Origin of the sequence: Halorubrum cibi, assembly GCF_900182635.1 — an archaeon.
GTDB lineage: Archaea > Halobacteriota > Halobacteria > Halobacteriales > Haloferacaceae > Halorubrum > Halorubrum cibi.
Map to the genome: position 1 here is coordinate 1 of NZ_FXTD01000007.1, position 12010 is coordinate 12010.

Genomic DNA, 12010 nt, shown 5'->3' on the forward strand with positions numbered 1-12010 from the left:
TTCTCAAACTGTTTCAGCAACGCCGACGCAGAAACTGCTGATGAGTGGCTCAGATCGTTCGCTTTCGCATGGAATCAGCTTATCTGAACACTACGTCCGCCGGACAGGGTAATACTTTACGCGCGGGATTCGAGTAGGGACATATCTCAGCATGCGCGACGAATACGTCACGTCCGAGACCAACCTCCCGCCCGATCCCGAACAGGGGGAGGTCAGCATTCAGGTGACCGACGCCGAGACGAAGGAGATCTTCAGCACGCGAGCGTACGTGAGTCGGGACGCCGCGGAGCTGTCCGACCCGGTCCCGCTGACGGTCGTCAGCGGCCCCCACGAGAACACCGAGGAGCAGTGGTACATCGAGGTGTTGGAGACCGACATCGACGCGGAGGGGGTCGACAGGGAGACGCTCGAACGGGTGATGGAGGAGACCGCCGAGGGCGCGAACGTGATCAACACGCGCTCCGACGAGGTGAAGACGCTCCTGGCGTATCTCGTCGAAGCGGGAGTCTACTCCTCCATTTCGGAGGCCAGCCGCAAGGTGATGTACGAACACCTCTCCGAGCGCTACCCGGAACTCGTCAACGAGTACGTCGACCTGAAGGTACAGCGCGAGCAACGCGAGTTGACGGGCGGGAGCGACGGCGGATGACGGTCGACGGCTTCCGCGGGTACCTCCGACGGATCGAGGCGCGGGACGAACTCGTACGCGTCGACGAACCCGTGTCGTGGAACCTGGAGGCGAGCGCGCTCACGATGCTCGCGAACGAGAACGACGGCCCCATCCCCTTCTTCGAGGCGGCGGACGGCGCGCGGCTCGTGGGGGATCCCTACCGCGGCTCACAGCGCCGCCCGTGGGACCGGATCGCCCTCGGGATGGACATCCCTCCGGACGCCTCGAGCCGGGAGTTCTACGACGAGACGATCCGGCGGCTCAAAGAGCAGCGGCCGCCGGAGACGGTCGATCGGACCGACGCGCCATGTAAGGAGGTGATCGAGACGGGCGAGGAGGTGGACCTGCTCGATTACCCGTGGCCGTACGTCCACGCGGGCGACGGCGGGCGGTACTCGAACCTCCACACGCTCGTGGCACCGGACCCCGATTCGGAGTGGATAGACTACTCGTATCACCGCGTGATGGTCCACGACAGTCGGACCGCGAGCGTGCTCCTGCTCGCCGGCGAGCAGACGCCGAACCTCTTCTACTACAAGTACGAGCGGCGCGACGAGCCGATGCCGGTCGCCATCGTCGTCGGGGCCGACCCGGCGGTACAGTACAGCTCGGTGATGTGGATCCCGACGGGCAGAAGCGAGGTCTCCTTCGCCGGCGGTCTGAAGGGCACTCCGATCGACGTGGTGCCCTGCGAGACGAACGACCTCCTCGTCCCGGCCGACGCGGAGCTCGTCATCGAGGGCGAGATCGTTCCCGGCGTTCGCCGCGACGAGGGGCCATTCGGGGACTACTTCGGCTACATGCACGGGCCGCGGCGGTCGATGCCCGCTCTCGAGGTGACGGCGATCACCCGCCGGGCGGACCCGATCATCCCGTTCTGTGTCGAGGGAACGGGCGTGGGGCACACGGAGAACTCCACCAGCTCGATGGAGATCGGCTGTGTCGGGCCGGACGCGACGCTCGGGCTGCGCGCCGGCGGGTTCGACGTGGACCGCTGTGTCCCCTGGCAGTCGACGCCGCGGACCGTCTACGTCATCTCGACCGACGCGACGGACCCCGGCGAGCTCCACGACCTGGCGAACTTCATCTTCACCACCTGGGGCATGCTCCACGTCGACTTCTTCGTGTTCGTCGACGGCGACGTCGACCCGCTCGACCAGCGCGCCGTGCTGGAGGCGCTCGCACTACACGCGGACCCCGACGAGGACTTCCACCAGTTCGGCGTCGCGTCGATGCCGAAGGTGCCGCTCAACATCTACCAGACGCCCGACGAGAAGGGGAACGCCCAGACGGGCACCTCGAAGGCGAAGACCGCCAAGGCGTACATCGACGCCACCCGCGACCGCGACGACGACGCGGAGGCGGCCGCGGAGGTGGCCGACGAGGAGACGCGGTACTGGGCGCGGACCCTGCTCGTCGAGGCCGGCGCGAGCCCCGAGGGACTGCCGGGGATCGATCCGGCGGAGGTCGAGCCGTGACGACCCTCTCCGAGCACCTCGCCGACCTCCGGGAGCGGGACGACCTCCTCGAGATCGGGTTGCGGGTCCACTGGGACACCGAGGCGGCGGTCGTCGCGACGGAGGCGCTCGCACACAACTGCGCCGCGCTCCGGTTCGACGAGACCGCGGGTCGAGTCGCGTACGCGAGCGGCGTCTACGCCGGTCCCGATCAGATCTCCGGACGGGAGAACCGTCCGTGGCGACGGATCGCCGCCGGCCTCGGGCTCGGCCACGACGTCGGCTGCGTCGACCTACTCGACGTGCTCTCGCGATGGGAGACGACCCCGCTCGCGGACGCGGTCTCTCTCGACCCGGCCGCCGACCGTGACGCCGGGGACGACCTCTACGCGCTCGGCCTCCCCGGCGTCGACGACGACGGGAGACAGGGGGTCACCCAGGGCATCGTCGCGGTCGAGCGCGACGACACCACGACGTGGGCTCCGGTCCGGGGCACCGTTCACCGCGGCTCGACGCTCAGAGTGGTCGTTCCCCGCGCCGTCGGCGAGTGGTTCGAGGGCGGGCAGGCCGCGAGCGTGTCCCTCGGCGTCGAGGCCGCGACGCTCGTCGCCGCGCTTCAGGGGTGGACGCAGGACCGGACCGTCCCCGCCGTGCCCGAGCGTGCCGCCGGGCTCGCGGACGTCCCGCTCGCACGGGTCGACGGGCGGATCGTGCCGGCGAGCGCGGAGGTGCGGATCGACGGCGTCGCCGCCCCGACCGACGAGCCGGTGTCCGGCCCGGAGGCGACCTGGGAGCGGGCGACCGAGACCGCCACGCTCTCGTTCGAGGCCGAGGGGATCCGGCTCCGGGAGGACCCGACGGTACCGTTCGTCCCGCTCGGCGCGCCGCTCGCGGACGACGTCCACCTGATGAGCCTCGTCGAGGCGGCGACGCTGTACCGCCGCGTCAACGGCTACTGGGGGGTTTCGCCGGTGTCGTGGGTACAGCTCCCCGTCGAGAGCCGGCTCGGCCTCTGTCTCGTCTCGAGTGAGATCCTGTACGCCGGCTTCGACTGGCAGCTCGCGAACGCGCTGTTCTCGTTTTCCGACTACTTCGACAAGGTGCTCGTGTTGGACGAGTACGCGCGGCCGACCGACCTCGCCCGCGCGCTCGACGACATGTGGGTGAAGGCGCACCCGGGCAACGACTGGGTGTTCAGCGACCCCAACGCCCCGGCGGCGACCGCGCCGGTCTACCGCCGTGACGGGGCGACCGGGTCGCGGCTGTACATCAGCGCCATCTGGGACCCCCGGTGGGACGAGGACTACATCGCGCCGCGGGTCACCTTCGAGTCCTCCTTCCCGGATGGCGTCCGCGAGTCCGCGCTCGAGCGGTGGGAGTCGCTCACGGCGGACGATGAACCCGAGGGCGGGCCGTCGTCGTCGGGGAGCGACGACCTCGCGTCCGGGGGTGACGGCGCGTGACGGACGCGGTGCGCGTCGCCGTCGGAACGGGCTCGCCCGAGGGCGTCAACGGCGCGTACGTCCTCCCCGATGCGGGGGTCGTCATCGATCCCGGACCGCCGGGAGACGAGCCGTGGGCGGCGTTGTGCGCGGGGATCGACGACGCCGGCCTCACGCTGGCGGACGTCGACCACGTGCTCGTGACCCACTGGCACGCCGACCACGCCGGGCTGTCGACCCGGCTCGCCGAGGCCGCGGACGCCCGGATCGCCATGCACGCGGCCGACGCCCCGCTCGTCGCGTCGTACGCGGACGAACGCGCCCGCAGGCTCGAGCGCGACGCCGACGCGCTCCGCCGGTGGGGCGTGCCGGAGACGGTGCGGACCGCGCTCGTCGAGGCGGACCGCCCCTCGCCGCTTCCCGACGCGTACGACGTCCGCGAGCTGTCAGACGGGGACGTCGTCGCGGGCGTCGAGACGCTCGCCACGCCCGGCCACACCGCGGGCCACGCCGCCTTCGCGTACCGGGACACGCCCTTCCTCGGCGACCTACTGTTGCCGACGTACACGCCGAACGTCGGCGGGAGCGACACGCGGACCGACGACCCGCTCGCGGCGTACCTCCGCTCCGTCGACCGCGTCGACGACGCCTTCGACCGTGGCGAGCCCGGCCACGGGACGACGGTCGACGTGACGCGCGAGGCGGCGTCGGTCCGCGAACACCACCGCGAGCGCGCTCGACGGGTCGTCGACGCGCTTCCCGCGGCGGGCGCGGCCACGCCGTGGACGGTCGCGAAGCAACTGTTCGGCGAGATGGCAGGGATACACGCGAAGTTCGGCGCGGGCGAGGCGTCCGCACATCTCAGACGGCTCGAGGCGATCGGCGCGGTCGAACGCTGTGGGGACGACCCGGTCGAGTACCGGACCCGTCCCGGCGATCACGCCGTCGGCTCGAACTTGACGCCGTAGCGGGGAACGCCCTCCTGCTCGTAGATCCGGCGGACCGTCGCCCGCACCTCGTCGCCGACGGCGACGTCCGCCGGGTCCGCGTCCGTGACCTGCGCGGGGAGGCGGACGCGTCCCGCCTCGGCGTCGAGCTCGACGATCGCCACGGCGTACGCGCCGTCGCGCTGCTGGAGCTCCGCGAACTCCGGCGGCGCGCCGCCCTGGCCGATGACCGTCAGCGCGCGAACCGTCCCGGTCCGCGGGGCCTCGAACTCCTCGAACTCGACCCGCGAGTGACACGACTGACAGGCCCCCTCCGGCGGGAACGAGACGCCGCCGCAGTCGGGACAGACGCCGGCGACGAGGCGGTAGCGCTGGTCCAGCGAGTGCCGCCAGTTCGGGAGGCTGACGTGCGCGCCGCCGCCGGCGACCTCGCCGTTCACGACGTACCCCCGCTCGCGGAGGTACGACGCGTAGTCGATCTCAGTCCCCCCCTCGAGATCGTCGATCCCCTCGACGTCGAGACCACCCTCGACCGCGACCGCGACCGCGGTGCCGCCGCCGAAGAAGGCCGCGAGCGAGCGGCCGCCGGCCTCCGCGTCGGCGTCTCCACCGTCACCGCTTTCGGCGTCGAGGGCGGCGAGCAGCCCGAGCGGGACCGTGGCGGCACCGGCGTCGCCGATCCGGTCGACGACGGTCCCCGCCGCGACCGCCTCGTTCGACACTGGGAGGTCCGCGGTCGCCCGATACGGGAACCGCCCGTCCGGCTGGTGGACCGCCGCGGCGTCGACGTCGGCCGGATCGAGTGCCAGCGACGACGCCGCGCTCGTGACGGCCTCGCGGATCGCGTTCCGCTGGTAGGTCGTGACGTCGAGCGACTCCACGTCGTGCCCGCCCCGCTCGCGGAACCGGACGCCGGGCGTCTCCTCGGTGTGCCAGGCGGTCTCCGTTACCGGCGCGGACGCGTCGTCGGCGACGACGAACGCCGCCGCGCCGGCGCCGAGCGGGTGGTCCCCCTCGGCCGGCTCGCCCTCCGGAGCGTCGGCGGCGACTACGAGGGCCGGCCCCTCGGCGTCGAGCGCCCGCGAGAGCGCCTCGGCCCCGGCCGCCGTGTGGCCGCCGACCGTCGCCGTCGCCACCGATCGGGGGAGGTCGAGCGCCCGCGCGAGCCGCGGGAGCAACTCGCCCTCCTCGGTCGGGGGCGTCGTCGTCGCCACGGTCGCGAGCGTCAGCTCGTCCCGGTCGACCGCGTCGCTCGAGAGCGCGCGCTCGGCCGCCTCGACGGCCATCGTCAGGGCGTCCTCGTCGGCGGCGGGCACGGCCTTCCGCTCGATCCCGCTCGCGTGGCTCGTCCCCCACGCCTCCGCGATCTCGTCGCCCGGGAGCCGGAATCGGGGCACGTACGCCCCGGCGGCGGCGATCCCCCTCACGCCGACTCACCCCGTTCGAGCACGTGGACGGTGACGCCGCCCCCGCTTCCACCCACGTTGTGCGTCAGCCCGTACTGCGGGTCGTCGACCTGGACGTACGCCTCCCCGCGGAGCTGTTTGAACGCCTCGACGATCTGGCCGGTTCCGGTTGCGCCGATCGGGTGACCTTTCGATTTGAGTCCGCCGCTCGTGTTCGTCGGCAGTTCGCCGTCGGGGTCGGTGACGCCCTCCCGGAGGAGCCGTCCGGCCTCGCCGCGCTCACAGAACCCCAGGTCCTCGTAGGCGAGCAGCTCGGCGATGGCGAAACAGTCGTGTACCTCTGCGAAGTCGAGGTCGTCGGGGCCGATCCCCGCCTGCTCGTAGGCCGCCTCGCCCGCGCTGACGCTCGCCGGAATGCTCGTCAGCGACTCGCGCTGGAACAGCCCGACCCGCCCGCTGGCCGCGCCCGCGCCGGCGACCCGGACCGGCGCGTCGCTCGCCTCGCGGGCGACCTCCTCGCTCGCGACGAGCACCGCGCTCGCGCCGTCGGTCGTCGGACAGCAGTGATAGAGGTTCAGCGGGTCGGCGACGCTCGGCGCAGAGACCGCGTCCTCGAGCGAACACTCGAACCCGAGGTGCGCCTTCGGGTTCTTCGCCCCGTTCCCGTGGTTCTTCACGGCGACGCGGCTCAGGTCCTCGGCGGTCGTCCCGTACTCGTCCATGTGCGCGCTCGCCATCTGGGCGTACACCCCGGCGAACGTCGTGCCGCTCGTGCGCTCCCACTCGGTCTCGCCGCTGACGCCGAGCCACCACCTGGTGTGATCGGAGCTGGCGTCGGTCATTACCTCGTAGCCGCCGGCGAGCGCGACGTCGACGACCCCCGACTTGACGGCGGTGACCGCCTGCCGGAAGGCGAAGCCGCTCGCGGCACACGCGTTCTCCACGCGCGTCGTCGGCACGCCGTGGAGCCCGAGGTGTTCGGTCACTGCGGGGCCGCTCAACCCGATCTGGCGGCCGCCGACGCCGAGGGTGCCGAGGTACGCCTCATCTATCGCTCCCGGGTCGAACTCGCCGTCGACGCTGTCGAGCGCCGCGTCGAAGGCGTCGTCGAACAGGGAGAGGTACGTCTCCTCCGGAAACGAGCCGAACGACGACTGCCCGGCTCCGAGCACATACGCGTCTCGCATGGGTCCCCGTTTCGGTCCGACAGTAAAAATCCATAGGGATCCGGTCCGCCGCCGACGACGCCGCTCGGACTCGTCAGGGCTCGCTCATGCGGAGGACCGGCTTGATGACCTCGCCGGCCTCCTGTTCTTCGATCGCCTTCTCGATGTCCTCGAAGTCGTAGTAGGTGACGAGCTCGTCGAACGGGAACTTCCCGGCGCGGTAGAGTTCGATCAGGTCGGGGATGAAGAGGTCCGGATTGGAGTTCCCCTCGATGACCCCCTTGACGTTCCGTCCGAACAGGACGTTGTTCACGTCGAGTTCGACCTCGGTCCCGAGCGGCGGCGCGCCGACGACCGCGCAGTCGGCGTTCTGGCGCAGGCAGTCGACTGCCTGCCGGAAGACGTCCGTGTTCGCGGTCGTCTCGACGCTGTAGTCCGCCCCGCCGCCGAGGTGCTCGTGGACCGCGTCGACCGTGTCGTCGACGCTCGTCGGATCGATCGCGTGGGTCGCGCCGAGCTCGAGCGCCTTCTCGCGTCTGGACTCCATGAGGTCGACGGCGACGACGTCGGTACAGCCCTTCAGGTCCGCCGCCATGACCGCGCTCAGCCCGACGGACCCGGTCCCGAACACGACGATGGAGGAGGCCGCCTGCGGGTCGAGCGTGTTGATGACCGCGCCCGCGCCCGTCTGGACGCCACAGCCGAGCGGGCCCAGGAGCTCGAGGGGAACGTCGTCGTCGACGGGGACGACGTTCCGCTCCGTGGCCAGCGCGTGGGTCGCGAAGGACGACTGGCCGAAGAACATCCCGCTGACCGCCTCGCCGTCGTCGTGGATCGGCGAGGACCCGTCCGAGACGCGCCGTCCCGCGAAGTTGTGTGCGAAGAAGTCGTCGCAGTACGCCACGTCGCCCTCCCGGCAGTTCCGGCAGGTCCCGTCGTGATCGAAGGTGAGCACGACCCCGTCGCCGGGCTCGACCTTCGTGACCCCTTCCCCGACCGCCTCGACGACGCCCGAACCCTCGTGGCCCAACACCGCGGGCAGCGGGGTCGGGTAGTACTGGTCCCTGACGGCGATGTCCGTGTGACACAGCCCCGCGCCGACGACGCGGACCAGCACCTCCCCCGCCTGCGGCTCGTCCAGCTCCAGCGTCTCGATCTCGAACGGCCCGGACTCCTCCCGTACGACCGCGGCATCGATTTCCATGTCCACACGTACCATGTGTGTAGTTGCACATAAGCATTCGTCCGGTTCGCGTTCGGTTCACGTTCGCCATCGATCCCGTGGATGGCTCCCAACGATCGCCTCGGCCCCGTCCGGTTCCGGCGTCCACAGCGTTTTATCCGTCAAGGATAGAGCCCGAACCGCATGAGCTACACCGGCCCGAGAGAGCTGTATATCGACGGCGAGTGGACCGCGGCCGAGGACGGCGCGACGTTCGAGACCGAGGACCCCGCGACGGAGGAGCCGTACGCCGAGATCGTGGAGGCAGGCGAGGCGGACGTGGATCGCGCCGTCGCCGCCGCGGACGACGCGATGGCTCGCGACGGCGAGTGGCGGTCGCTCGACCCGCGCGAGCGCGGCGCACGCCTCCACGCGATGGCCGACGCCATCGAGGAGCGGGAAGACGAGATCGTCGCGGTCGAGTCCCACGACAACGGGAAGACCCCGTTCGAGGCCTCCCTCGACGTCGAGATGGTGATCGAGACGTTCCGCTACTACGCCGGCTGGACCGACAAGATCCAGGGCGACCAGGTCCCCGTCCCCGGCGACCGGCTGAACTACACCGTCCGCGAGCCCGTCGGCGTCACCGGACACGTGATCCCGTGGAACTACCCGTTCCAGCTCGCCGGCCGGAGCCTCGCGCCCGCGCTGGCCTGCGGCAACAGCGCGGTGCTCAAACCGTCCAGCACCACGCCGCTCTCCGCGCTCTACTACGCGGTCGCCGCGGAGGAGGCGGGGCTCCCGGACGGCGTCCTGAACGTCGTTCCCGGCCGCGGGAGCGTCGCGGGGAACCGCCTCGCCGGACACCCGGACGTGGCACACGTCGCGTTCACGGGCAGCACCGGCGTCGGCAAGGGCGTGATGGAGCGCGCCGCCGCGAACGTGACCGGCGTTACGCTCGAACTTGGCGGGAAGGGCCCGAACGTCATCTTCCCCGACGCCGATCTCGACGCCGCGGCAGCGGGCTGTCACTACGGGATCTTCATGAACGCCGGCCAGATGTGTTGGGCCGGCTCGCGGCTCCTCGTTCACGAGTCGGTCCACGACGAGGTCGTCGACCGCGTCGTCGAGCGCGCCGAGTCGACCCCGCTCGGAAGCGGCATCGACGACGACGGGCGGATGGGACCGACCGTCAGCGAGAGCCAGCAGGCGGAGGTGCTCGAGTACATCGAGAGCGGCAAGGAGGAGGGCGCGACGGTCGCCTGCGGCGGGGGCGTCCCCGACGACAGGGAGACCGGCCACTTCGTCGAGCCGACCGTCTTCACCGACGTGACGAACGACATGACGATCGCCCGTGAAGAGATCTTCGGGCCGGTGTTGTCCGTGATCGAGTTCGCCGACCGCGAGGAGGCGATCGAGATCGCGAACGACTCGCCGTACGGGCTCATGGCCGGGATCTGGACGAGCGACCTCGAGACGGCTCACAGCGTCGCCGACGCGCTCGAGTACGGCATGGTGAGCGTCAACGAGTACCCCGTCACGCAGCCGCAGACGCCGTTCGGCGGCTTCAAGGAGAGCGGGCTCGGCCGCGAGCAGGGGACGGAGGCGCTCCGCGAGTACACCCAGACGAAGAACGTCAACGTCAACCTGGAGTAGGCCGGCTCCGACGGGGGGTCGAGACGTTCCTCGCCTCATTCTTGAACCTTTATCCGGACTGCCCGCGCGTGTAGGGCCGTATGAGCCTCATCGAGAGCGCGCTCACCGACGAGCATCGCGAGATACGGGACCGGGCCGCGGCGTTCGCGACCGAGGTCGTGGAACCGGCGGCCGACCGCATCGAACGCACCGACGAGTTCCCGCGGGAGGTGATCGAGGAGGCGGGCGACCGGGGGCTGCTCGGGATCCTCCTCCCGGAGGAGTACGGCGGCGAGGGGTCCGACTTCCTCTCGTACTGTCTCGCGGTCGAGCGGATCGCCGAGGCGTCGGGCGCGGTCGCCGAGACGATCCAGGGCCACACCTTCGCCGCGCTCCCCGTCGCCGAGTTCGGCACGGACGACCAGAAGGAACGGTACCTCGAACCCATGGCGCGCGGCGAGACGGTCGGATCGATGCTGCTCACCGAGCCCGACGCCGGCAGTTCGCCGAGCGAGCTGTCGACCGTCGCGGTCGCCGACGACGAGGGGTACCTGCTCTCCGGCGAGAAGTCGTTCGGGACGAACGCGGGCGTCGCCGACCTCCACCTCGTCGTCGCCCGGAAGAAGCCCGCCCCCGAGGACGGACACGGCGTCAGCGTCTTCCTCGTGCCCGGCACCGACGACCGGGACGGGTTCGCGTTCGACCGCGTCGAGTTCATGGGGATGCGCGGCCACGTCACCGGCGACTCCACCCTCTCGGACGTGCGCGTCGCCGACGATGCGCTGCTCGGCGAGGTCGGCCAGGGCTTTCGGATCGCCATGGGCACCATCGACATGGCCCGGACCGGCCTCGGGGCGATCGGGACCGGCATCGCGCGCGCGGCCTTCGATCAGGCCATCGCGTACGCGGGCGACCGCGAACAGGGCGGCCAGCCGGTCGGGAACTACCAGGCGGTCCAGGTGCTCGTCGCGGACATGGACGCCGAGCTCGACGGCGCGCGCCACCTGGTGTACGACTCCGCGAAGGCGATCGCCGACTGCGAGGGCGACACCCGGACCTCGAGCAAGGCGAAGTACGTCGCCAGCGAGGCCGCCGAGTTCGTCACGCGAAACGCGATCCAGGTCCACGGCGGGAAGGGATACCGCACGGACCTCCCCTTGGAGCGGTACTACCGGGACGCGAAGATCCTGAGCATCATCGGCGGCACGACGGAAATACAGAAGACGACGGTCGCGGGCGAGGCGCTCGGTCTCTGAATCGGGGCGCTACTCCTCGTCGGGCGCGCCCGGCTCCTTGTCGCCGAGTTCGACGCCGAGGAAATCGGGGTCGTGGTCGCCGAGGAAGGCGTCGACGCCCTCCTTCGCCACGTCGGAGCCGAGAAGCCGGTTCTGGAGCTCCCGCTCGTGTGCGAGCGCGTCCCAGAGCGGCAGTTCGAGCCCCTCGTTGACGGCCAGCTTGTTGTGGCCGACGGCCATGTGGGACTTCTCGACGATCTGCTCGGCGAACTCGCGGGCGGCGTCCTCGACCTCGTCGGGCGGGTGGATCTCGTCGAAGATGTCCCGCTCGGTCGCCTCCGCCGGCGTGAGCGTCTCGCCGGTGATCATCATCTTCAGCGCGGTCGACCGGTCGATGTAGCGCGGGAGCAGCTGGGTGCCCGCCTCGCCGGCGATGAGGCCGAGGTGGATCTCGGGCATGCCGACGTTGTAGCCGTCGTCGTCGCCGACGAACCGGAAGTCACACGCGAGCGCGAGCTCCAGGCCGCCGCCCATGCAGTGACCGTTCACCATCGCGATGAAGATGGTGTCCGTCGTCCGCATCTTCATGATGATCTCCTTGCTCGTCTGGCTCGCGTAGCCGACCTGCTTGCCGGACTCGCTCTGGAGCTCCTTGATGTCGAAGCCGGTCGAGAAGAACTTCTCGCTCGCGCTGCCGAACAGCGCCGCGCGGACGCTCTCGTCGAACCGGACCGTCTCGACCACGCGCTGTAACTCGAGCAACACGTCGATGTTGTGCGCGTTCGCCGGCGGGCGGTCGAGGCGAATGGTTCCGACGTGGTCCTCCAGGTCAGTCTGGAAATACTCTAGATCCAGCTCGCTGAACGATTTCATACGATCCACCGATCGAA

The 12010-nt window shown here is 70.6% G+C and carries 10 protein-coding genes and 1 pseudogene; 7 read left to right on the forward strand and 4 right to left on the reverse strand.

The window, feature by feature from the left end:
* The 5 genes and pseudogenes from FN829_RS09865 to FN829_RS09885 form a co-directional block, all read left to right on the forward strand.
* Positions 1–87: pseudogene (locus FN829_RS09865) on the forward strand (IS6 family transposase); the annotation flags it as partial.
* A gap of 64 nt (positions 88–151) precedes the next feature.
* Positions 152–649 (forward strand): hypothetical protein, encoded by a 498-nt coding sequence (locus FN829_RS09870; RefSeq protein WP_142986819.1) that lies wholly within the window; start codon positions 152–154, stop codon positions 647–649.
* Positions 646–2148: a UbiD family decarboxylase gene (locus FN829_RS09875; protein ID WP_142986820.1), complete on the forward strand. Its 1503-nt coding sequence runs from the start codon at positions 646–648 to the stop codon at positions 2146–2148. The genes FN829_RS09870 and FN829_RS09875 overlap by 4 nt, the downstream gene beginning before the upstream one ends.
* Positions 2145–3590 (forward strand): UbiD family decarboxylase domain-containing protein, encoded by a 1446-nt coding sequence (locus tag FN829_RS09880; RefSeq protein ID WP_142986821.1) that lies wholly within the window; start codon positions 2145–2147, stop codon positions 3588–3590. Before FN829_RS09875 ends, FN829_RS09880 begins: the two co-directional genes overlap by 4 nt.
* The gene (locus FN829_RS09885) at positions 3587–4537 is read left to right on the forward strand and encodes an MBL fold metallo-hydrolase (RefSeq protein ID WP_142986822.1); all 951 of its coding nucleotides are present in this window, start codon (positions 3587–3589) and stop codon (positions 4535–4537) included. Before FN829_RS09880 ends, FN829_RS09885 begins: the two co-directional genes overlap by 4 nt.
* On the opposite strand, the gene FN829_RS09890 is transcribed toward FN829_RS09885, so the two are convergent.
* The 3 genes from FN829_RS09890 to FN829_RS09900 all read right to left on the reverse strand — a co-directional run bounded on the left by FN829_RS09890 (position 4507) and on the right by FN829_RS09900 (position 8292).
* On the reverse strand, positions 4507–5943 hold the full coding sequence (locus FN829_RS09890) for an OB-fold domain-containing protein (RefSeq protein WP_142986823.1): 1437 nt from the start codon (positions 5941–5943) through the stop codon (positions 4507–4509). The genes FN829_RS09885 and FN829_RS09890 overlap by 31 nt on opposite strands.
* The gene (locus FN829_RS09895; protein WP_142986824.1) at positions 5940–7109 is read right to left on the reverse strand and encodes a thiolase domain-containing protein; all 1170 of its coding nucleotides are present in this window, start codon (positions 7107–7109) and stop codon (positions 5940–5942) included. Before FN829_RS09895 ends, FN829_RS09890 begins: the two co-directional genes overlap by 4 nt.
* Positions 7110–7182: 73 nt before the next feature.
* The gene (locus FN829_RS09900) at positions 7183–8292 is read right to left on the reverse strand and encodes an NAD(P)-dependent alcohol dehydrogenase (protein WP_142986825.1); all 1110 of its coding nucleotides are present in this window, start codon (positions 8290–8292) and stop codon (positions 7183–7185) included.
* Between the two features lie 162 nt (positions 8293–8454).
* Here FN829_RS09900 and FN829_RS09905 point away from each other — a divergent pair, with 162 nt between their 5' ends.
* Both FN829_RS09905 and FN829_RS09910 read left to right on the forward strand, forming a co-directional pair.
* A complete protein-coding gene (locus tag FN829_RS09905; protein WP_142986826.1) occupies positions 8455–9906 on the forward strand; it encodes an aldehyde dehydrogenase family protein in 1452 nt (483 codons plus the stop codon).
* 80 nt (positions 9907–9986) lie between these two features.
* The gene (locus FN829_RS09910; RefSeq protein WP_142986827.1) at positions 9987–11141 is read left to right on the forward strand and encodes an acyl-CoA dehydrogenase family protein; all 1155 of its coding nucleotides are present in this window, start codon (positions 9987–9989) and stop codon (positions 11139–11141) included.
* Between the two features lie 9 nt (positions 11142–11150).
* On the opposite strand, the gene FN829_RS09915 is transcribed toward FN829_RS09910, so the two are convergent.
* Positions 11151–11993 (reverse strand): enoyl-CoA hydratase/isomerase family protein, encoded by an 843-nt coding sequence (locus FN829_RS09915; protein WP_142986828.1) that lies wholly within the window; start codon positions 11991–11993, stop codon positions 11151–11153.
* Positions 11994–12010 lie beyond the last annotated feature (17 nt).